Here is a 22857-nt window from a genome sequence, read left to right as displayed (position 1 = left end):
TAGGCTAGGCCTCTGCTAGCGTTCTCGATGGTTCCGAAATTTGCCCATAACGGTGAAGCGTACGGGTAATCGCTTGTTCGCGTAACCAATAGCGAAGCTCAACATACCCGCTGGCCGTGAGGGGCGCATCGATCCAATTGAGGTCCGCTTCATGGGCGGCGACCAGAACCACATCGTCTGGCGTGCCGATGGTGCGAAGGAACTCGAACTGACTTCCCTCGCGAGCCAATCGCGCCGCGAAGTCGGTGTCCGACTCTTCGCTCGCCATGCTGACTTGCAGCGGCGTGCCGGTCAACTGCGACGCGAGTTCGGCCCGTTCGCGGACCGCTGGATCTTCCGATGTCAAACGCAGGATCACGCCGCGGGCCGGAAGGTAGCGGAAGACATTGCTTTCGCACGCCAAGTGCGACGGATCATGCTCGAGCGAGAAGTACTCGTCCCACGCGGTGCGATAGCTCTGCTCGACCGCCGACTGGGCGACATCCGACGACGCATCGGACCAGCGAGCGAACAGCGAAACGTAGTTCGGGCCGCCTGCTTTGGCGCCGGGACCGATCGACGATTTCTTCCAACCGCCGAAGGGTTGACGTTGCACAATCGCGCCGGTGATGGGGCGATTGATATATAGATTGCCTGCTTGAACCGACTTGCGCCACTGCAGCTGTTCTTTTTCGTCCAACGAGTGGATCCCGGCGGTTAGGCCAAAATCGACATCGTTTTGCCAGGCGATTGCCTGGGCGAGATTCTCGGCGCGCATCACGCCTAGCACCGGGCCAAAACACTCGGTCTTGTGGAACCAAGAGCCAGGTCGAACGCCGAGTCGAATGCCGGGGCTCCAGAGACAAGGATCGTCCGGAGAGCTTTGCGGCTCTAACAACCAACTCTCTCCAGCGTCGAGCTGCGTCAACGCGCGCAGCAGGGCTGGCTCTGGCGCACGAATCAACGGCGTGATGACGCTGGTCCGATCGGTCGCCGCGCCAACTTGCAGCGAAGCGGCCGCGTCGTGCAACTGCCGTTGAAAGATCGGATCGTCGTAAACTTCCGCTTCGACAATCGCCAGACTCGCGGCGCTGCATTTTTGGCCGGAGTGTCCGAAAGCGGAGCGAACCAGATCTTTGACCGCCAATTCACGGTCGGACTGGGCGGTGATGACCAATGCATTCTTGCCGCTCGTCTCGGCGTACAGACGGAGCGACGGACGCCATGTCTGGAAGAGTCGAGCCGTTTGATAGGCGCCGGTCAACACGACGACGTTGACGCGGGGATCGGTGATCAGCCGTTTGCCGGTTTCGCCGTCGGCACACGGATAGAACTGCAGAACATCACGGGGGACGCCAGCTTCCCAAAGCTGCTCAACCAATCGCCAAGCGATATCGGTCGTTTCCGGCGCCGGCTTCAGGATGACGGCGTTGCCGGCCATGAGCGCGGCCAAGACGCCGCCGCACGGAATGGCGTACGGGAAGTTCCAAGGAGGAGTAATCACCACCACGCCAAGCGACTGACTGACGATCCCGGGTTGGTTGGGGAAATGCTCGGCATAGTAGCGAGCGAAGTCGATTGCCTCCGAGATCTCGCTGTCGGCTTCCAGGATCGTCTTCTTGGCGGTCTGCTGCATTTCGGCAATCGATTCAAAACGCCGCTGCTGCATAACCTGGGCGGCGTGATGCAATACTTCCGCTCGCTGTGCGACTGATTCGCTGGACCAACGTTGGGCGGCGGAGACGGCGCGGTCGAGCGTCGTATCAAGTTCTACCGGCTGCGGCGGCATCGCTGGGGTCCAATTCGCGATCGCCGCATCGACGTGTCGCCGCGTCGTGGCCTGCGTCCAATCACTATCGGCCTCATTTAAAAAATGCGCCGCTCGATTGGGATCGACGACCGGCAGTTGGCGCCGTGAAAGCGTCGCGACATCGAGCCGATGCTCCCATCCTTCGAGAAACCGCCGCTCTTGTTCGCGCCACTGCGGCGAATCGGGAGTAAGCCCAAACAGATCGTGCAGAAAGTTCTGCGGCGACGTGTTTTCGTCCAGTCGGCGGACAAGATAGGCCATGGCGCTTTGGAAGTCTTTGGGCTGCACGGCCGGCGCGTAAAGCAGCAGCCCGCCTGCTTGCTGCTTGACGACGCGCGCCTGGTGGTTGGCCATGCCTTCCAGCATCTCGATTTCGACCGAATCCGTCGTTCCGAATTCTTCGCGCAAGGTCAGCGCCAGCGCGACGTCAAACAGATTGTGCGAAGCGACGCCGACGCGCAGCACGGCGGCGTTTTCCGGCTGGACGCAGAACTCAAGCATGCGGCGATAGTTCGCGTCGGTTTCGACTTTCGTGCGATATGGGGCCGAATGCCAGCCGTGTAGCTCGGCTTCGACATCTTCCATCGCTAGGTTGGCGCCTTTGACCAGGCGCACTTTCACGATGGCTCCGCCAGCGGCGGCGCGCTCTTTGGCCCAAGCCGCCAATTCTTGCAGCGCGCTCCACGAGTCAGGGATATAGGCCTGGAGCACGATCCCGGCCGAGTAGTGCTGAAACTCCGGCTCCGACAGAACTTGCTGAAACGCATCCAGCGTCAGACGCAGATCGCGATATTCTTCCATATCGAGATTCACAAATTTGCCTTGCGGCGCCGAGGCGCGATAGATCACCCGCAGGCGATCTTTGACGGCTTGCAGCGTGTGCTCGTAGGCGGTCAGATTGATCTGGCTGAAGATCGCCGAGATTTTCACCGACAGATAAGTCACCTCGGCTTGCTTTAAATAATCGAGCGCGATGCGAAGTCGATTTTGCGCTTCTGCTTCGCCCAGAACCGCTTCGCCGAGATGGTTGAGGTTGATCGAGAAACCTTGCGAGATTCGCAGTTTTAAATGACGGCGCAAGCTTTCCATTTCGCCATTTAAAATTACGTTGGCAGAATCGGCTCGCATGCGCGCGGCGATCAGCGGCATGACCAACTGCGGCGCTATGACGCTTAGTGCGCTCGCCGTTCGCATCAGCAATCGATCGGTCCACGAGAAATATTGCGGGAATCCGAACTTGCGCAGCAGTCCCCGCCAGCGTTGGGCCTGTAGACGCAGGTTGGCGCTGCGAAAGGTCTCGTCGACCATCGCAAGCGTAAATGCTTTGCCGGCCCCGTCATTCATCATCCGAGCGAGTTGTTCACTCTGGATTTTCTCGCTCTTACGAATGTTATCGTTGGCCGCGACCAGTAGTTGTTTCGCCAGATCGATGGTGCGATTGGCGATCGCCGAATCGAACATTTCGTGATCCTGGACTGACCCGCCGGGGGGGCCATGGTGAAATTTTTCAACAATCATGGCGAAAACGTCATCAGGAAAAAGGACGTCGTGATAAAAGCTGGTTTTTTACAATTCTAGGGATCTTTGCGCCTACTGTCTTGCGATTACAATTTGTTGCTGTGCAGAAAAACTACAAATGCGGGTTCGGCGGAAAACCGTAAAACTGTGAGGGGACCCTGTTTTGAATCGCGCTACTTCGACATCGTCACGGGTTGAAATTTTTTCGGAATCGCCCGGCTTGGAGACGATGGAAACTCTGTTTCGATCTTTGCCGAATGTTTTGTTTTGCATCAAGGATCGCGATCGACGGTACGTCGCCGCGAATGACGCGTTGGTTGCAGCGACGCTGAAGAAGACGGTGACGGAGGTGCTCAATCGCCGCGCGACGGAGGTCTTTCCTGAGATGCTAGCCGCCGGCTACGAACAGCAAGATGACGAAGTGTTTCAGCGCGGCGTCAATATCGAAGATCGACTAGAGATGATCACGCGCGCTGACTGTGACGTCGGCTGGTTCGTTTCGCACAAAGCGCCGATCCGATCCCGTTCGGGCGAAGTAATCGCGCTGGCGAGTATTTCGCGGGACTTAGAGATTCGCGCGGACGACGGGCAAGAGTTGGGCGCCGTCAAAGAAGCGCTCGACACGTTGCATCGCGACTATAGCAAACCGCTGCGAATCGGCGAGCTCGCGGAAAAGACCAGCATGTCGGCCAGTCAATTTGAACGGCGCATCAACAAGATTACGGGGCTCTCGCCGCGCCAACTGCTGACCAAGCTGAGAATCGACGCCGCCGCTACGAAGCTGCGCGAGACCGATCTGTCGGTCGGTCAGATCGCGATCGACACCGGCTTCTATGATCAGGCGGCGCTGACGCGCAAGTTCCGTGAAGTGACCGGACTTACTCCGGCGCGCTATCGCCAGGCGACGACTTCGCTATAGAGCGGCTGGCTTGCCGGTTTCGAGGAAATCGTAAAGCCAAGCTTCGTACGGCGCTGGATCGAGTCCCTGCTGCTCGATCCAAGCGTTGTCGTAGTAGGTCGTCAGATACCGTTCGCCGCCGTCGCAAATCAGCGTCACCACGCTGCCGGTCTCTCCGCGATCCACCATTCCGGCCACAATTTGCATCGTCGCCCAAAAGTTGGTGCCGGTCGAACCGCCGCATTTGCGATCGAGCAGGCGCTGCAGCACGCGCATCGCCGCTAGCGAAGCGGCGTCGTCCACTTTGATCATCTGGTCAACGACGGTCGGCAGAAAAGAGGCTTCGACGCGTGGTCGGCCGATGCCTTCGATGCGCGATGGACCGCACGACGTAACCGACCGATCGCCGGTTTGATAGAAGTCATAGTAGACCGAATTCTCTGGATCGGCGACGCACAATTGGGTCGACAATTTCTGGTAGCGAATATAGCGACCGATTGTCGCGGAGGTGCCGCCGGTGCCGGCCGAAACGACAACCCACTTCGGTTCGGGATCCGCTTCCAGCGACATCTGACGAAACATCGATTCGGCGATGTTGTTGTTGGCGCGCCAGTCGGTTGCGCGTTCGGCGAAGGTGAACTGATCCATGTAGTGACCGCCCAGTTCAGCGGCGATGCGTTCGGCGTGCGAGTAGATGTCTCCGCCGTCGACCAGATGGCAAATACCGCCGAGAAACTCGATCTTCTTGATCTTTTCGCGCGACGTGCTTGCCGGAATGACCGTATGAAACGGCAGGTCGAGCAACTTGGCGAAATAGGCTTCGCTGATCGCCGTGCTGCCGGATGAAGCTTCCACAATCGGCGTCGCTTCTCGAATCCAGCCGTTGCAGATGCCGTACAGAAACAGCGATCGCGCCAAGCGATGTTTCAAGCTGCCGGAAGGATGAATCGATTCATCCTTTAGATAGATGGAAATGTTCGGCAGTTGCAAACAGGGGACTTGGATCAGATGCGTGTCGGCGGATCGATTGAAGTCGCGATCGATCGCAGAGATCGCACGGCTTACCCAGGCGCTGGTCATCGGCGGAACGTTTTTGGTTAGAGACAGGCAGAGCAAAAATGAGGACGACTGTCAGGCAGTCTAGTGGGACATTCCCGGGTTGCGATAGTCGGTATATCGCAAATTCGCCGATTACTTTGTTCGGAAAAATCCCAAAATTTCCAACAGGCAGGTCCTCTCACCGCGGCGGCACTACGAAGGGTTTGCTTCTTGCTTTTTGCTGTTCGATCCGCTCGATGTTGCGCTGCAGTTCGCGGAGTTTGGGCAGCGCGTGTATCGCTTTCTCCGCCGCTTCAATTTCCCGCTTTAATTGCGGCATCGCGCGCGGACCAAGCTGTTGCAGTCCGGCGAGCGCGTGCTTGCGGACGGTGAAATTATCGGAGCCAAGGTGTTGAACCAAGTCGTGAACAATGGATTGATAGTCGGGGGCATAATACAGCCTGACGGCGACCGGCGTCTGGTCGTGCCAGTGCTCGTCTTCGGTGGCGCGAAGCTCGATTTGGTAGTCGCCCGGCGGGTGGTCGACTAGGGAAATCATGGTTGAGTCGTCAAATTGCCGCCACGGCTCACCAACGATCCGCCACGCGAGCTGGGCGTTTTGATTATCGCTAGAGGGAGTGACTCTCACCGGGGGATCCCACTGGAGCGTCGTCAGGGTGACATCCGTCTCCGCGCTGGTCCAATGGGTTTCTGGCAACGGCACTGACGCGGTCACGGTGAATTCAATCAGGTCGGGCGCCGCAGCGCCAAGGCGCATACCACCGATCGAACATCGGTAAATTCCGCTGCTGGGAAACCGAAAGACAACCTCTCCCATGGAAGTGCGCGTGAGAGGTTGCAACTCACCGTTGACCGTCACAAACAGGTCAATGTCGGCGGCAATTCGGTCGGGCTTCACCTCGACGGGAACCGTAAGTTCTCGTCCGCACTGCTTGGCGATAGGAGGAGCTTGCAGGGAAAGCTGCGACTGTAAAAATTGAAACGCCTTCGGGTGAGAGCTGTATCTGCTGACGAACCACACATCGTGATTGGTCGTCTCGACGATGTCGCTGATGGAAAAACCATAGAGCGGCGTTCCGGACAAATCGAGCGATGACAGTTGTTGGTCAAAGATGCGATACGGCGCACCGGCTCCTTGCGACATCAGCAGCCAGCTGCCGTAAGCGCGCGACGGCGCGATATGCTTGAAGAAACGAGGAAGTTCAACCGAGTTTGGATCGGCGGCGGACGGCTCGGGAGCGTCGAGCGCTCGTTCAAAATCGGCCACATCGAGATAAAGCCGCATTGCCGCTTGCACGCGTAAAACCGGGTAATATTGCCGCGGGTGATCCGCAGCGATTGACTTGTCGTACGGCTGTACTCCCTTGGGCCCCAGCATCTGGTCACGCCGGGAAGTGAGTGCGTTAGGGAGTTCTTGCATCTGCCCTGTGTCGTAGCGGAACAGCTTGCCGCTTTGCGTGCGGATGATTGCGCCCTGTTCGGGAGACTCAAACATCGAGGAGACGCTTTCACGGAATCGGAATGTGCTCCAGATGTCCTCTTTCAGCATGCTCACCGTGTTGGAATTGCGGAGGTTGTACCACAGCCGTTTGTCGTTTCCGAGAAAAAGTCCGCCGAAAATATCGGAGCCCTGAAAGTGCGTCGCGCCAGACTTCACTGCAGCCGCCAAAGCAGCATTCATGTTCTCGAATTCGTCGACGGCTCCTTCGCGAATCTCGTAGATGCGACGTGGATAAATCTCGACGAACAGATGACCTCGATCGTCGACGATTGACTTACCAATTCGCGTCACGTCAAACGGCATTTCTTGGAACGACACTTTGTCACCGGTCCGGCGTGACAATTGATTGGGATGTTCCACCTCGAACATCGCAATCGTATCGCCGGAAAGCTGCCAGACCTCGCTACCGTTCACCAGATTGTATTCGGCCCAATCCTGGGTGAGTTCGGTCGTCGGCGGTGGACCAGAGCCGAGCGTCAGCCGAGCGATTCCCCGGCCAGAGCGGTCATACGGCAGCCATAGTTTGCCATCGAGCCCTTCCTGAATATTACTGACGCCGTTGAAAAAACCATGTCTCCAATTGAGCCGCGTCAGCTGGCCGTCACGATAGACTTCAATCCCGGCTTCCCGTAATCCGATGACGAAGGCGCCATCGCTGGTTTCTAAGATCGAATCGGGATACTGCATTCGGAGCGAATTCAACAATTCGGCGTTATGCAAAGCTGGAAGTTCGGTTAGCTTGCCGTCGGTTGAGAGTTCGTAAATTGCAAGCCCGTGTCCGCCGCGCACACGCGTATTGATCCAGACAGTTCCGCTATGGGTTTCAAAGCCATCTTCGAAGGTCAGCGTTTCTTCCTGCTGCGGAGTAAGCTGCACGTCGATCCGTTCATTAGTGCGGACATTGAACGCGACGGCTAAGTTCGGTCGTTGGAAGAGCACGAGGACTCGATCACCGTTCCAACTCGAAGTTTTGGGCGGCGTGGGAAATTGGCTTTGTCCCTTTCTCCCTTCCGTTTGCTCCGCAATCATCGCCGGACCAGCGGCGACGCTTAATTCGCTCGCTGCATTGCAGTGATAAATGCGATTGTCGTGAATGGAATAGAAATAAACCTCGTCCCCTAAATCGCAAATCGCAGGGCGATACAGATCGGCTCGGCTGCCGAAATGCCCTTCGACGCGAGTCCACTCTCCATCGTCAAACGCCCCCAAAAATGTTTGTCCCCAATTGAACAGTCGCCCATCCTGAGAAACGTAGATGCCGGGACGGTTGTGCGCGTTGTCATAATAGAATGTTGTGATTTGCTCGTACTTGCCGGCATTCAAACGATAGATTTTTCCGAGGTGATCTTTTTCGCCAGGTTGCGTGAGATAGGCGCCTCGTTTCGGCCCTCCATAAAGCCCGGTCAGATATTGACCCGAGCTGAGCTGGGATCGCTCTAGTGCGACGAACTTGTCGTTATCGAAGTAATGCACAAGGTTATTGGCCAACACCCAGGGAACGCCAGATTCATCAATCACCACATCTTGAAAGCCGGGCCAACGCGATTGAGGCAGATCGAATTTTTCGATCTTCCAAGCGAAGGCGAAGTTGGCGACTGCCAACGTACACAACAGGCAAACGAGCGCGTAAAGTCGGTGAAAGAGATGCGGCATTGGTTCCCTCGCTCTTGTTCGGCTTTTCGAAAAGATGATTACCTGCGCGGCCAAGATTAGATTCGACGACGAAAATGCGGCATGTTCGCTCGCATCAATATTTCGCGTCAAATCCGCTGACGATGGTCAACTAAAAAGATAACCGCGGATGAAGTGTAAATCCACCTTTGAGCGGGGTGCATGGACGGCTGAGAAAACTTCTACGATTTGACCATTCGTCCTGACGCTAGGCGGAGACCTCTGCGGCGTCACGAATTTAATGGGTCACGAGAACATCTGATATTGGCCGGCCGGCTCGAATGCGTTGAGAAAATGCTCGATCGTCGGCGTCTGTGCGGCTGCGGGCCAGGTGATGGCGATCACGTCGAAGCGGGCTTTGCATTCCAACAGGTTGTGCCGGCGCAAATAGCTGATCGCTAGTCGCGTCAGCTTCGCTTGTTTGTGAGTGTCGACCGCTTCGCTGGGATGGGCGGCGTCGCTCGACGAACGGGTCTTCACTTCCACAAAAACGACGGTCCGTCCATCGACGGCGATGATATCGATCTCCCCCAACTTCGAGCGATCGCTGCGAGCGATGATCACGTAGCCGAGTTGGCGAAGAAATCGAGCTGCGGCCGCTTCTCCACGTGCGCCCAGCGAGGGGGCCTTGCGCCAATTGGCGATCCAGCGGAACAGCATGGGACGACTCGCGCGGCAGACCAGACGGTTTCGGTTGGACCGTCGATTTTAATATGTCCGGTCGGCGAAATCACGCGAAAAGTAGAGATGGGAATCGCGCATGCAAAAACCGCTCGGACATGGGACCGAGCGGTTTTGAAGCGAATCGCTGGACTGGTCCGCTACTACACGCGGCGTTCGGTCAGGCGGGTCGCCTTGCCGACGCGATCGCGCAGGTAGTACAGCTTCGCACGGCGAACGACCGACTTACGGGTCGAGACGACCTTGTCGACCTTCGGGCTGTGCAGCGGGAACTTCTTTTCGACACCTTCGCCGCCGACGATGCGACGGACGGTGAACATCTCACGGGTGCCGCTGCCGCTACGCGCGATGACCGTACCAGAGTAGACCTGGATACGTTCTTTGTTGCCTTCGAGAATCTTGGTGTGAACTTCGACGGTGTCGCCGATCTCGAATTGGTCGACTTCCGGCTTCTTATAGGCCGCTTCGACCTTGTTCATCAAATCTTGGCTCATGATAACTTTCCTTTTCCAGCGATTATTCGTCTTTTGACTCGGCGTTGCGATCGAGTAAATCGGCTCGCCGCCGCGTTGTTCGTTCGATGCTCTGTTGTTTTCGCCAAGCGGCGATTTGGGCGTGGTCGCCGCTTAGGAGGACATCCGGCGCCGCGAGTCCGCGATAAACGCGTGGTCGCGTGTAGTGCGGAAACTCCAGCAGCCGATTGCCCGAGCTAAAACTATCGTCGACGCTGCTCGTCTCGTCTCCCAGTACGCCTGGGATGAGCCGGATCACGGCGTCGATGATCGCCATCGCTGCGACTTCGCCCCCGTTGAGGACATAGTCGCCGATCGAGATCTCCTCGGGCTGGAGGAGATCGCTGACGCGTTGGTCAAACCCTTCATAGCGTCCGCACAACAGCAGCAGACGCGGCTCTAGGCTCAACTCTTCGACCAGCGGCTGATCAAGCCGGCGACCTTGCGGGGTCAGCATGATCAAACGGCCTGGTTGGCTTCCTTCTTGTCGAACCGCTTCGACGCACTCGACGACCGGTTCGGCTCGAATCACCATTCCCGCGCCGCCGCCAAAAGGTCGGTCATCGACGCGGTTGTGCTTATCGTTGGCCCACTTACGCATGTCATGCGGGTAGACCTTGACCAGCTCCCCTTCGATCGCCTTCGCGAGAAGGCTTTGCCCCAGATAACTGGAGAAAATCTCAGGAAACAAAGTCAGGACATCAAAACGCATGGCGAATTACTCGCCGCCTTCTACCTTGGCCGCTTCTTCGGCGGGCGCTTCGGCAGCCGGAGCTTCAGCGGCGGCTTCCGCCGTTTCGCCTTCAGCTGGCGCTTCTTCCGCAGGCGGGGCTTCCGGAGCCTTCTCGGCGATTTCGACCTTTTGCGGCACGAACTTGGTCGTGACCTGCATCTTTTCGAGCGCCGAGCTTTGCGCGTCCAAGTGGGTGCCGCCGGTACCGTACTTGCGAAGCAAGACAGCGACCTTCGGCGAGGCTTGGGCGCCAACGCCCAGCCAATAATCAACGCGTTCGCGCTTCAAAGAGACGCGAGCGTCCTTTTCCGGCACGAACGGATCATAGGTGCCTAGATACTCGATCGCTTTGCCATCACGCGGCGAACGAGAATCCATGGCGCAGATCCGGTAAAACGGGCGGTGGGTTCGACCCATCCGCTTCATGCGAATTCGTACTGCCACGAACGATTACTCCTGTGCAATTGCGAATTGATTCAAATGTATTCGAAAATGAATTGTTTCGAAAACGACGTCTAGCGTTTTTTACGTTTACGGAGCGCCTTGTCGCGCACTTTTTTCTGCGCGAGCCGCTCTTTGGTGCTAAGGCGTTTGCCCGTACCAACTTTGTTCTTCTTCATCTTGCCGGTCGGATCGACCAGGTCGCCACGCTGCATCTTGCCGATCAACTCGGACGGCGACGCACCCTTCATCATCGACGACATCGCGTCGAATTGCTTCAGGAGTTCGTTCACCTCTTGCGGCGAGGTCCCCGAACCGGCGGCGATACGTTGCCGACGAGTCGGAGTAATGACTTTGGGAGTGCGACGTTCCTCGCGAGTCATCGAATCGATGATCCCTCGCAAACGACGCATGTCTTTCTCGTGATCGGTGTTCTGCAGCATGTTGGCCATGTCGCCGAAGCCCGGCATCATGCCGAGCATCTTTTTCATCAGCCCGGGCCGCATAATTTGTTCGAGCTGGCGTTTGAAGTCGTCGAGCGTGAAGCTGCCCGCTTCGAGCGCCTTCTGCGCCTTCATCGCCTCGTCTTGGTCGAACTCGCGCTGCGCCATTTCGACCATCGAGAGGACGTCGCCCATCCCGAGGATTCGCCCCGCCATGCGGTCGGCGTAGAACGGCTCTAGACCGTCCATGTGTTCGCTGATGCCGATAAATTTGATCGGCACGCCGGTGACATGCTTGACCGACAAGAGGGCGCCGCCGCGAGCGTCGCCATCCAGCTTGGTCATGATCACGCCGTCCAACTCCAACGCGTCGTTAAACGCTTTGGCGCTGTTGACCGCGTCTTGGCCAGTCATGCCGTCGACAACCAGGAAACACTGATCAGGACCAATCTTGCGATCGATCGTCTTCAGCTGCTCCATCAACTCTTCATCGATCGCCAATCGGCCGGCGGTATCGAGGATGACGACGTTGATGCCGTTTTCGCGAGCAAACTTGACCGCGTTTTGGCAGACCGCAATCGGATCAGACGCGTTCTCTTCGCTGTAAACTTTGGCGCCGACGCTTTCGCCGACAACATGCAATTGCTGCACGGCCGCCGGACGCTGCAAGTCGGCTGCGACCAGTAAGGCTTTCTTGCCTTCGGTCCCAATCAAGCGAGCCAACTTGCCGCAGGTAGTCGTTTTGCCGGCGCCCTGCAAGCCGCACATCATGAGGACGGTGACGTCTTTCTCAAGATGCAGCGAGGGATCTACCGGACCCAGCAACTGAATCAACTGCTCGTGGACGACGCCGACGAGTTGTTGATCGGGATTGAGCGATTTGAGGACCTTTTGTCCCATCGCCTCTTCCGAGACGCGCGCCATGAAGTCTTGGACGACCGGATAGGCGACATCCGCTTCGATCATCGCCTCTTCGACCATCCGCAGACCGTCGCGCATATTGGCGTCAGTCAGCTTTCCCTTGCCGCGCAATGATTTGAGCGCAGTTCGGAGATTGTCTTGAAGCGAAGCGAACATCAAATACGGCCAGGGACGATTACAGACTTACGGGCGGCTCTTCCGCTCCCCAGAATACAAGGGCGGATTGAGACGAAACGCGTATCTTAGCAAAGCTGCGCCCGGTTTGTAAATTGGTCCCCTAAATGAATTTGGGCGCAGGCGACACGCAAAGAGCCAGCGACCGGGAGGTTGGTCTCGGTCGCTGGCTCGCAAGGTAGCTTTGTGACTTAAATCTTTACGCCAAAGCGGTTTACAGTCCCAGCTCGGGCTTCGTGGCCAAGGGCACGGCCGATTCGCCGCCGGAGGCGACGATTTCCAGGGGAACGCTCCAGCGGACTTCCGCGGTTTTGCAAAGTCCGTCGACCCCCTCTTCGCAGTAGTAATACCTTAGCGACAGTTTCACCGTCGATTTACCTTCGCCGGCGACTGGGACCGAGACCGAAAACTGCGGCTTGGGCTCGGCGAGGGTGACCAGTTCGACCTCGGCGGCGATTTGAGCCGGGCCAGTCGACTCCCCTTCTAGGTAGTAGCTGGTCGGCGCCAGCGTGTTGATTTTCCAGCCGGGGGGAAGCTGAATATCAACGTTCAGATTTACCTGACCGTTGGCAGCGGTCACTTTGGTCGGCGGCAGCACGATTTCTTCGGCTGCAGAAAACTTGGGCGTCTGCTTCACTTTGGGGGGCGAAGGAGGGGTCAGGCCCGCGATCGTCAGCGTTTTGACCTGCTTGCTTTTCAGATCGATCGTCCGAATCAAGTGATTGTTGGTGTCGGCGATGTACAGCTTGCCAGCGGCGTAGCTTAGCCCGGCTGGCTCGTCAAAGGTGGGGGCGGCGTCATCGGCGCCATGTTCGCCGGTTCCGGCGACGGTGCGGACTTCGCCCGTTTTGGCGTCGGCGACCCGGATTTTGCAGTTGTAGGTGTCCGCGATATAGATTTGACCATCGACATAGCAGACGCCCAGCGCGTGCTGCAGACGAGCTTCGGTCGCCGAGCCATCCTTGTCGCCGAAGGCAAACAGCCGTCCCGATCCCAAGTGTGCCGACCCCGTGACCGTGCGAACTTTTTCCTTGGGATCGAAAGGAACCGCTCGAATCGAGCTGCCTTCGCTATCGGCGACGTACAACCAGGTTCCGTCCGACGTGAGGCCAGATGGTTGAGCGAATGAGGAAAAGCCTTGTTCGTAGGGAATCGGCGGCAGCAGCGGACCATCAACGATGTCTTCGCGGCCGTTGCCTGCGTATGGACCAATCTCGGATCCGTCGAGCTTCATCTTCCAGATCTGGTGGGGACCGGCCATCGCGATGTAGAGATCGTCTCCCTTGACCCAGAGGGCCCATGGGCTGTTGAGCGCGGTCTCAAGCGGTTTGCCCACAAAGCGATCAGGCACTTGCGATCGCAGCAGGCCGCTTTCGGGAATGCCGGGCCATGAGTTGCGACCTTGCACTCCCTTGCCGGCGATTGTGGTGACTTGCTTGGTTTTCAGGTCGACCTTCCGCAGCATGTGATTTTCGGTGTCGGCGACATACAGAGTATCGCCGTCGAGCGCCATCCCTTGCAGGTGATGGAAGCTGGCGGTCGCGTAGTCGCCATCGGTCGTGCCGATCGCTCCGTTGCCGATCGTCTCGATCAGCTTGCCGTCGAGATCCGCGATGACGATCCGGTTGTGGTTGCTATCCGCGATAAACAAGCGGTCCGATTTTTCGTCGGCCAGCACTTTGCCCGGAAAACGAAGCGGCGTCGGCTCTTGGCTGTAGGCGAGCAATTCAAAGCGAATCGGGGTTCGGTCGAGCGTGCCTTGTTGTTCGTAATACGGAATGGCGCGATTCAAGACCGCGGCGATTTCCTTCGCTTCAAATTCGCCGCTCTTGCCGTAGACGACGTTTCCCTCGGGGTCGATCAGATACATCGACGGCCAACTGCGGACGAAGAACGAATTCCAGATGCGATGCTGGTTGTCGTTGACGACCGGGTGTTCGATTTCGTAGCGCAAGATCGCCTCGGCGATGTTTTTGGCGTCGCCTTCATTTTCAAACTTGGCCGAGTGAACGCCGATCACCACGAGTTCGTTGGGGAATTCGTGTTCCAGCTTTTTGAGTTCGGGGAGAATGTGAATGCAATTGATGCAGCAATAAGTCCAAAAGTCGAGTAGCACAAACTTCCCGCGCAGGTCACGCAGGCGAACCGGACCCGACGTGTTCATCCACTCCATGTCGGTCGGAAACTCAGGCGCTGGAATTCGACGTGGGAATGGCTCTGGAATTTTCGCCACGGCTTCACCCTCTGCAGGTGGTGCTTTCTCTGCTGGTGCAGTATCTGTCTGTTCTGCTGTCTTGCGTCCCTCTTCGGCGGCGGCGACTACCGCCGGTTGGCTGGGGCCGCAGCCTGTGGTCGAAAGCAGGGAAACGATCAACAAGCAGATGCAGAGGTTTCGATTCGTTTGCATCATGCACCTCGAATTCGTGGCGAAAGGGGGGATTAAATCGGTGGGACGACTAGTGGAGCTATTTTTCATCTTAGCGAATTGCTGGCGCCGACCTAGTGAAAATCGGAAAGATGGTACGGTCATGGTAAGTATTGCAGCTGCTTTGATGGAATGAATTGCGCAAGAAATACCTGAATCGCGCAGCATCCACGAATGTCGTTTATTTGGGTGGAAATTTGTAGCGGTCCTACCGATTATTCCTAAGTGCAGCCGATTGTTTGTCGGCCGTGCCGCGTTATGTTCCAATAGAAACGGGTCGATTCGCCGGTTTAACCTCATTTCCCCAAAGTGGGACGAATCGGCTTCCCGCCTGAAAAAATTGCTTAGGAGCCAAGCTCGTGTCTCGATCAGCAATCTTGTCGTTGGCATTCTGTTTGATGCTTGCTAGCGTCGTTTCGGCGCAAGACTGGGCTCGAAAAATGTTTAACGTCACGTCGCATGACTTCGGTACCGTCGCCCGCGGCGCCGACGCGATCTATGAGTTCGATCTGCAGAACATCTACGAAGAAGATGTCCACGTCACAGCCGTACGTTCCAGTTGTGGCTGCACCACGCCGTCGATCAAAAGCAAAGATTTGAAGACGTGGGAAAAAGGGGCGATCGTCTGCAAGTTCAATACAGATAGCTTTCTCGGCGAAAAAAGCGCCACCGTGACGGTGACGATCGACAAACCGTATTACGCCGAAGTTCAGCTCAACGTCCGTGGTCATATTCGCGGCGATGTCGTCTTTCAGCCAGGCGCCGTGAAGCTTGGTTCGGTCGACCAAGGCGAGCCCTCGTCGGCCAAAGTGAACGTCGCTTATGCCGGCGGCAGCAACTGGCAAATTCTGGACGTGAGGAGTGATAACCCGCACTTGTCGGTCGAAATGTCAGAGCCGATGCGCGGCGCCGGACGGATCGCTTACGATCTAACCGTGAAGCTCAAAGACGACGCTCCGGTCGGTTATATCCAAGACCATCTGACTTTGGTCACCAATGACGGACGCAACCCGAACATCACGTTGCCGGTCGAAGGCAAAGTTGCTCCGGCAGTGACCGTCAGCCCGGCCGCATTGGCCCTGGGTGAACTCTCGCAGGGAGAAACGGTCGAGAAGAAACTGATTGTGCGAGCCAAGAAGCCGTTCAAAATCACGTCGATCAAGTGCGACAACAAGTCGTACCAATTCGCTCAGCCATCGGACGAGGCGAAGTTGCTCCACTTCATTCCGATCACCTACACCGCCGGCGGCAAGTCGGGCAATCAAATGCAAAAGATTGTGATCGAAACGGATATCGCCGGGGGAGCCTCAGGCGAAACGATCGCCACAGTCAACGTGAAAGACACGGAAGTTACCGTCAACGAGTAGCATCGCTCACGACATCGGATTTTCAAAAGGCGCCCATCACAGGGCGCCTTTTTTTCTTCATATCCCGAAGCGCAAGCGAGGTCAAAACGGCAAGCTATTGCGAACCATGTTCGCATCGCCGCAATGTTTGGGAGAGAACATGTCTCTCCCTGTTGATCAACAGATCCGACTAGATCGGCAGGCGCGAGACGTCGGGGTAATCGGCGCGATCGCGAAAATACGACTCGACTTTGGACATAATCGCCAGAACTTGGTCCTCGCGCCAGGGGCGCGCGGCGACTTGCAGCCCGACAGGGAGCCCGCGACTCGCCAATTCGACACGTTGGGCGCTGCGTTCGACAGGATCCGAAAGATCGGTGCGATCCGAGAGTTCGTCAGCGCCCACTTGCGAACAAGTGACAACGCCGCACGGCCCGCCCAGCAGATTGAATAGCAGTGCGTAGCTAGCCGACGGCAATAGTTCGACCGCCATGCCGTGTAGAAACGCCGGCAGCGCATGCGGCGGCGTGATGACCGCGTCGATGTTGGCGTCATCCCACGATTGCTGGATGGATGCGACAAATTCAAGCGAAGCGGCGGTCGCTTTCCAGAGCGACTTGGCCGAACGTGGCCCGGCCGCAACAAACAGGTCGGCCAGTTTCTTTTCACCCCGCATGCGCAGCAGCGCGGCCATCAGCGGGCGAATCCAACGAGGCGTTTGGGCCAATCGCACAATTCTCGCGACCTCCGCATCCTGTTTGCCGCCTTTCAGGAGTTGGCGAAAGTCGTCTCCTCCATCGGCGCTGACCATCGCGAAGTAGTGCTGCAGCGCCGCCGGTACGTTGGGCGGCGATAGTTCAACCACTTCGGCGCCGCACTCTCGCAGCGCAGCGACCGACTCGCGAACGACGCGACGAATCGCCGGCGCCGCTTGAAAGTAACCGTCGTCTTCCCAGTATCCGATTCGAAGCTGGGTGAAATCGACCTCGCTGCTGCGAGCCAGCGGAGCGCATCCGACATCCGCGTTTCTCCATCCATAGTCGGCGGATGAAAGGACGCGCAGCGCAAGTTCCAGGTCTTCGACGTGCCGCGCAAGCGGACCTGGCTGATATTCAACTCCTTGCATGCCGCGCAAATTGGCGACGGCGCCGATGCGCGCCAGTCGACGGTTGGTCGGCTTGAGGCCGTGGACGCCGCAGAAGTGCGCCGGCAAGCGAATGCTGCCGCCGAGATCGCTACCCAGGCCAAGTGGAGAACCGCCGGCCGCGATGATCGCCGCTTCGCCGCCGCTCGAGCCGCCGACGCCGTGCTCTAAGTTCCAGGGGTTGTTGGTGCGGCCATAGACCGGATTATCGGTTTCGTGCAGGATCATTAATTGCGGCACATTGGTGACGCCCAGCGGGATCGCGCCGGCGCTGCGCAACTGTTGAACGTGCGCCCCATCCCGCTGCGAGATCGATTGCTTGTGCGTCAGGCCAATCGTCGCCGGTGCGCCTTGCACGTAGTAGCATTCCTTGATGGTGATCGGCACGCCATGCAGCGGCCCCGGTTCGCTCGGGCGTCCCGCTTTGTCGAGCTCTTGGGCGGTCTTGCGTGCGGTATCGAGCAGCGAATAGACCACGGCGTTGATCTGCGGATTCACCTGTTCGATCCGCAGGGCATGTTGATCAACCACTTCGGTGACTGAGAAGTCTCCAGCGGCGACGCCGGCGGCGATTTGCGAAGCGCTTTTCCGCCAAAGCAAGGAAGAGTGGAGGGGAGCGTCCATGTCGCAAAACTCGAGAAAAACAACGCGGTCAGGATCGTCGGTTCGCTGTATGATAGACGATGTCCTCCCCTTGCGTCCTGCCCATGATCCTCTGCACGCTCATCTTGTTCTCACTCTTGCTCATGCTGCCGAGCAGCGCGGCCGCCGATGATTTTCTCTCGGACGTGCCGCTGGGACTCGATTGGGTGCGTGTGCCGCATGGCAACCCGATCACGCCTGGTAAAGTGGAGCTCGGGCGGCGATTGTTTTTTGACACGCAGCTTTCGCGGGATCGCTCGATCAGCTGCTCTTCGTGTCACGATCCGGAGCATGGGTGGTCGATTGCAGCTCCGTTCGCCCGGGGAGTTGCAGGTCGCTTGGGAGAACGCAATCCGCCGTCGATTATCAACACAGGTTTGCAGCACTCGCTGTTTTGGGATGGGCGGGCGAAAACTTTGGAAGAGCAGGCGCTCGAACCGATCCAGAATCGGGTCGAAATGGACATGGATCTCGATGCGTTAGAAGAGCGTCTCGCGGCTGATCCAACCTATGCGGCGCAGTTTCAGGCGGTTTTTGCAGGGACGGTGACGGCGCAGCGCATCGCCCAGGCGCTTGCCGCTTTTGAACGAACGTTGCTAGCGGCCGAGACCCCGTACGATTTGTTTCGCAACGGGCGGGCGACCGCAATGGATGACCAAATGTCGCGCGGGTCGAGCGTTTTTTTCTCCCGTGCTAACTGCGGCGACTGCCATATCGCTAAGGTGCTGTCCGATCATCAGTTTCACGATACCGGCATCGGATTGGAGCCAAAAAAGATTCGTACTCCGATGTTGCGTGATCTGGAGCGAACAGCTCCTTATATGCACGATGGAAGTTTATCGACCCTTAAGGATGTCGTGGAATATTACGATCGCGGCGGAAATCAGCGCGAGGGACTCGATGTGCGAATGCGACCGCTGAAGTTGACCGCGGAGGAGAAAGCGGACTTGCTCTATTTTCTGCGAGCGGGGCTTCGAAGCCGAACCTATCCCAATGGGGAGTCGGCGCCCGGGATAGATTTGCCGCCAAACTCACCGTAAAAAGAGGAAGTGTCGCGAGAGCGTGAAGCTTTGGCGGAATCTGGGCAATTTGGCCGGAATCGTTTTCCGCCCTTGCGATTCTTCGCTACAATGCCCAGCGGAATTTGAACGTAAACCTTTGCTAGTATTGGGTCTCCGCTAGAGCGGAGCGTCGTCATGCAGCCAGACGACATGGCCGTAACTGACTTAACCGCCAGTCAATCGGTAGTGGTCTATCCTACCTACGGTTACCCGTCTGCCGACGGCAGGCGCTGGGTTGTGGAAGTTCATGGCTGTATCTTTGAAAAAGTCCCCGACAATCTGCCGCGGTGGATTATGCTGCGTCTGTTGGCGCGGTTGATGGATGCGAGCCCCGAAGATCTGCAAACCGAGATCTTTCAGCAGCGGATTTTGGGCTTTACCGTCTACAAGCATCGCGGCAAGCAGATCGTCGTCGAGATCGGCCAGCGGCGATATCGCTTGCGAGAGCGTTCCGGCAAAAATGGGCAGTTTCGCGGGAAAATCGAGATTGATCGCGAAGCAGTCGAGTCGTATCTCGAATCGAGCGCAGCCGGCGTATTTCTGCCGTTTCAATTGGTGATCGACGCCGAAGATGAGCGGTCGTTTCCGGCGCGAATTCAACTGCTGGAACATGCCGGAATGTCGATTATTTCGGACATCGACGACACGGTGAAACATACCGACGTCGCAGCCCGCAAAGCGATGTTGGCCAATACGTTCTTAAAGGAGTTCACAACGGTGCCGGGGGTAACCGAGCTGTTTAAAGCTTGGGAGGACCAGGGCGCCGCGTTTCATTACGTGACCTCGTCTCCGTGGCAGCTTTTTACGCCGCTGGCCGATCTTTTCGTGTCGGAAGGCTTGCCGGGGGGGACATTTCATATGAAATCGATCCGCTTTCGCGACCCCAGCGTTTTGCGGCTCTTTATCGCCCGCCGGTGGGGGAAGCGGAAGGCGATCAAGCATATTTTGCAGACTTTTCCGAGTCGCAAGTTTGTCTTGGTCGGCGATTCCGGCGAAAAAGATCCGGAAACCTACGGCGTGATCGCCCGTAAGTTCCCGCAGCAGGTCGAGCGGATCTATATCCGAGATTTAAGCGGTAAAAACTCGCATCCGGCCCGCTATGCCCGCGCATTTCACAGCCTTCCGGACAAGTCCTGGCAAGTCTTTCGAGAGCCGTGTGAGATCGTCGATCGGCTCCTTTCTTCCCCCGAGTTGCCGCAGATCTCCAGCCGCTTTGGGTGAAGTCGACAAAAACAGAGTCGAGCCTCTTGCCAGGGTGAAGTCTTTGTGGCACGATATGCGGTTTATCTGTGGGCCCGCCATCCGGCCAGGAGAACTCCGAGTTCCCGTCCGCAGTAAACCGAATTTACCTTCCGATCGCCTTGCGTGGTCGTTGTCGAACCGCAATCAGGAGTAGTTGATGGGCCATTATACAGGTCCTAAGGCCAGGATTAATCGTCGCTTGGGCGGCGTGATCTACGAGAACCGTGGCGCGATCAAAGGTTATGATCGACGTGCGACTCCGCCTGGCATGCATACCCGTCCTCGTCGGCCGTCCAACTACGGCGCCGCGTTGATGGAGAAGCAGAAGATCAAACATTATTACGGCCTGGGCGAGCGCCAGTTGCGTCGTTACTTCGAAATGGCGAAGCACATGAAGGGGAACACCGGCGAACAGCTGTTGGTCCTGTGCGAACGTCGTCTCGATAACGTCGTCCGTCGCTCCGGCATGGCTTTGACCCGCCCGCAAGCTCGCCAAGGGATCGTGCATGGTCACTTCCTGGTGAACGGCGCCAAGGTCGACAAGCCGTCGTTTCAGATGCGTCCCGGCGACGTAGTGAGCGTCCGTAATCGCGAGAAGCTGCAGATTCTCTATCGCAGCATCCTGGGCGAAAACGGCAGTCAAGTAGCCGAGTTCGTATCTTCGGATCAGGAGACGTTGTCGGCTTCGTTCGACTCGATTCCGACGGCCGGAGACGTGAGCCTGCCGGTAGACGTTAACATGGTGGTCGAATTTATGTCGCGCTAACCCCGCCGACTTATTCGCCAAATCATTACGAACTTTCCAGGGATTTTTAGGTGTGACCCACATCGAAGAATCCCTTTTTTTATGTCCCAGCAATTGAGCCATCGTCTCGATCGTTAGACAAGCGCTGAAAGAACCGACATGAGCCACACGCAGCTTGCTGTTTTGGGGGGTGGTCCCGGCGGATACGCCGCCGCCTTTCTCGCCGCCGACCACGGTATGGAAGTCACTTTGATCGAACAGGAGCCGAAGCTCGGCGGAACCTGTTTGCTACGAGGATGTATTCCCTCGAAAGCCCTGCTTCACGTCGCCAAAGTCATCGACGAAACCTACGACCTGCATGACGAATGGGGCGTTTCGTTCGGATCACCGCAGATCGATCTCGATAAACTGCGGGCCCGCAAGAACAAGGTGATCGACGCGATGTCGGGTGGGTTGAAGCAACTCGCTAAGCGTCGCAACGTCACGGTCATTCAGGCCCGCGGGACGTTTTTGGATAGCGGCACCCTCGAATTGACCGGCGACAGCCCTTCGATTCCGGAAGGGGGCAAGCTGACCTTCGATCATTGCGTGATTGCGACGGGTTCGGTCGCTGCGGTTCCGCCGGCGTTTCAAGTCGATTCTGATCGCGTGATGGATTCGACCGGCGCGCTAGAGTTGAAAGAAGTCCCCGAAACGATGCTCGTCATCGGCGGCGGCTATATCGGCCTCGAAATGGGCAGCGTCTACGCCCAATTGGGGACCCAAGTCAGCGTGGTTGAACTGACCGACGGCCTGTTGCCGGGCGCAGATCGTAATCTGGTCAAGCCGCTGCAAAAGCGGATCGAATCGCTGTTTGAAGGTCGTTTGCATCTGAACACCAAGGTCGGTTCGATCGGTATTCGCGGCGACAAGGTGGAAGTCGCGTTTGAAGGCCCAGCCAAGTTTGGGACCGAGCAATACGATCGCGTGCTGGTGTCGATCGGACGTTGGCCCAACACCAAGGGAATCGGCCTGGAAAACACCAAGGTCGTCGTGAATAAACGCGGCTTTATCGAAGTCGATGGCCAACTGAAGACAGGCGACCCGAAATTGCTGGCGATCGGCGATGTGACCGGCGATCCGATGCTCGCCCACAAAGCGACGCATGAGGGGCGGACGGCGATCGAAGCGTTGCTGGGTCATCCGGTCGAGTTCAAGCCAGCGGCGATTCCGGCGGTGATCTTCACCGATCCAGAGATCGCGTGGGCCGGATTGATGGAAGAAGCGGCGAAAAAAGAAGGCCGCGAAGTCGAAGTTGTGATGTATCCGTGGGCCGCCAGCGGTCGCGCTCAATCACTGGGACGCTCGGACGGGATGACCAAATGGATCGTCGATCCGACCACCAAGATCGTCTTGGGCTGCGGTATTGTCGGCCCCGGCGCTGGCGAATTGATCGGCGAAGCGGTCTTGGCGATTGAGATGCGAGCCGAAGTGGGCGACATCGCTTCTGCGATCCACCCCCACCCGACGCTCAGCGAAACTGTCATGAATGCGGCCGAAGTCTTTTTCGGAACGGCGACCGAGATTTACAAGCCGAAGAGATAAGCGACGTAAGTTGTTACGTCGTATCGGATTAACAAGGGCTCCCGATTTCTCGGCGGAGCCCTTTTCTGCGAAGGCGTTCTGGCGGAGAATACCGGAACGTCTGATTGTGTTAAATGTGCTGCGGGCGCAAGCGGGGGTTGTCCCCACCGTCTAGCGTCGAAATTGAAGTGCGGCCTATACTTAGTGACTCATTCGGGGACGGATGTTGATGATGTCTGTCCCGACTTCGACTGCTGGATTCGATTTTCCGCCATCCCAGAAGATGCCGGCGGTCGCGGCGCCCAAGGTTGGCGCCTCCGCAGTTTCCATGTGCTAGCGAGGAAAATT

Annotated in this window: 17 protein-coding genes; 6 read left to right on the top strand and 11 right to left on the bottom strand. The window is 57.5% G+C overall.

Features of this window, described 5'->3' with window-relative positions; genetic code table 11:
- Positions 1–4: 4 nt before the first annotated feature.
- On the bottom strand, positions 5–3307 hold the full coding sequence (locus tag DSM3645_RS22675; protein ID WP_002654940.1) for a bifunctional proline dehydrogenase/L-glutamate gamma-semialdehyde dehydrogenase: 3303 nt from the start codon (positions 3305–3307) through the stop codon (positions 5–7).
- Positions 3308–3536: 229 nt separating this feature from the next.
- Between DSM3645_RS22675 and DSM3645_RS22670 the strand changes: the two genes are divergently transcribed.
- Complete coding sequence (locus DSM3645_RS22670) at positions 3537–4226, top strand: AraC family transcriptional regulator (RefSeq protein ID WP_002654939.1); 690 nt, start codon at positions 3537–3539, stop codon at positions 4224–4226.
- Here the strand turns inward: DSM3645_RS22670 and DSM3645_RS22665 are convergent.
- From DSM3645_RS22665 to DSM3645_RS22630, 8 genes are all read right to left on the bottom strand, one after another.
- Positions 4221–5285 carry a PLP-dependent cysteine synthase family protein gene (locus tag DSM3645_RS22665; RefSeq protein WP_002654938.1) on the bottom strand — a complete coding sequence of 355 codons (1065 nt, stop codon included), beginning with the start codon at positions 5283–5285 and terminating at the stop codon, positions 4221–4223. The genes DSM3645_RS22670 and DSM3645_RS22665 overlap by 6 nt on opposite strands.
- 157 nt (positions 5286–5442) lie before the next feature.
- Positions 5443–8418 (bottom strand): hypothetical protein, encoded by a 2976-nt coding sequence (locus DSM3645_RS22660; RefSeq protein ID WP_002654937.1) that lies wholly within the window; start codon positions 8416–8418, stop codon positions 5443–5445.
- A 264-nt stretch (positions 8419–8682) separates the two neighbouring features.
- On the bottom strand, positions 8683–9096 hold the full coding sequence (locus DSM3645_RS22655; protein WP_002654936.1) for a YraN family protein: 414 nt from the start codon (positions 9094–9096) through the stop codon (positions 8683–8685).
- 164 nt (positions 9097–9260) lie between these two features.
- Entirely contained in the window at positions 9261–9611 is a 351-nt protein-coding gene (rplS, locus tag DSM3645_RS22650) for a 50S ribosomal protein L19 (RefSeq protein WP_002654935.1), read from the bottom strand.
- 22 nt (positions 9612–9633) lie between these two features.
- Positions 9634–10341, bottom strand: coding sequence for a tRNA (guanosine(37)-N1)-methyltransferase TrmD (trmD, locus tag DSM3645_RS22645; protein WP_002654934.1), 708 nt, complete (start codon positions 10339–10341; stop codon positions 9634–9636).
- A 6-nt stretch (positions 10342–10347) separates the two neighbouring features.
- Positions 10348–10788, bottom strand: coding sequence for a 30S ribosomal protein S16 (gene rpsP / locus DSM3645_RS22640; protein WP_002654933.1), 441 nt, complete (start codon positions 10786–10788; stop codon positions 10348–10350).
- A gap of 89 nt (positions 10789–10877) precedes the next feature.
- Positions 10878–12323: a signal recognition particle protein gene (ffh, locus tag DSM3645_RS22635; RefSeq protein ID WP_002654932.1), complete on the bottom strand. Its 1446-nt coding sequence runs from the start codon at positions 12321–12323 to the stop codon at positions 10878–10880.
- Between the two features lie 232 nt (positions 12324–12555).
- A complete protein-coding gene (locus tag DSM3645_RS22630) occupies positions 12556–14748 on the bottom strand; it encodes a thioredoxin-like domain-containing protein (protein WP_081445039.1) in 2193 nt (730 codons plus the stop codon).
- Positions 14749–15125: 377 nt separating this feature from the next.
- Between DSM3645_RS22630 and DSM3645_RS22620 the strand changes: the two genes are divergently transcribed.
- On the top strand, positions 15126–16133 hold the full coding sequence (locus DSM3645_RS22620; RefSeq protein WP_131282800.1) for a DUF1573 domain-containing protein: 1008 nt from the start codon (positions 15126–15128) through the stop codon (positions 16131–16133).
- Between the two features lie 169 nt (positions 16134–16302).
- Here DSM3645_RS22620 and DSM3645_RS22615 read toward each other — a convergent pair whose 3' ends face one another.
- A complete protein-coding gene (locus tag DSM3645_RS22615) occupies positions 16303–17880 on the bottom strand; it encodes an amidase family protein (RefSeq protein WP_050769489.1) in 1578 nt (525 codons plus the stop codon).
- A gap of 59 nt (positions 17881–17939) precedes the next feature.
- On the opposite strand from DSM3645_RS22615, the gene DSM3645_RS22610 reads away from it, so the two are divergent.
- The 4 genes from DSM3645_RS22610 (at position 17940) to lpdA (ending at position 22530) form a co-directional block, all read left to right on the top strand.
- The gene (locus DSM3645_RS22610) at positions 17940–18938 is read left to right on the top strand and encodes a cytochrome-c peroxidase (RefSeq protein ID WP_081444974.1); all 999 of its coding nucleotides are present in this window, start codon (positions 17940–17942) and stop codon (positions 18936–18938) included.
- A gap of 156 nt (positions 18939–19094) precedes the next feature.
- Positions 19095–20180, top strand: a complete 1086-nt coding sequence (locus tag DSM3645_RS28870) for a phosphatidate phosphatase App1 family protein (protein ID WP_002654926.1) — start codon at positions 19095–19097, stop codon at positions 20178–20180.
- A gap of 178 nt (positions 20181–20358) precedes the next feature.
- On the top strand, positions 20359–20967 hold the full coding sequence (gene rpsD, locus DSM3645_RS22600; RefSeq protein ID WP_040352943.1) for a 30S ribosomal protein S4: 609 nt from the start codon (positions 20359–20361) through the stop codon (positions 20965–20967).
- Between the two features lie 138 nt (positions 20968–21105).
- The gene (gene lpdA, locus DSM3645_RS22595; RefSeq protein WP_040352942.1) at positions 21106–22530 is read left to right on the top strand and encodes a dihydrolipoyl dehydrogenase; all 1425 of its coding nucleotides are present in this window, start codon (positions 21106–21108) and stop codon (positions 22528–22530) included.
- Positions 22531–22710: 180 nt separating this feature from the next.
- Here lpdA and DSM3645_RS31660 read toward each other — a convergent pair whose 3' ends face one another.
- Positions 22711–22839, bottom strand: coding sequence for a hypothetical protein (locus tag DSM3645_RS31660; protein WP_002654923.1), 129 nt, complete (start codon positions 22837–22839; stop codon positions 22711–22713).
- Between the last annotated feature and the right edge of the window lie 18 nt (positions 22840–22857).

The organism is Blastopirellula marina DSM 3645 (assembly GCF_000153105.1).
Classification (GTDB): domain Bacteria; phylum Planctomycetota; class Planctomycetia; order Pirellulales; family Pirellulaceae; genus Blastopirellula; species Blastopirellula marina.
Note: the sequence above shows the minus strand (reverse complement) of the source record. Positions and strands in the feature narration are given on the sequence as shown.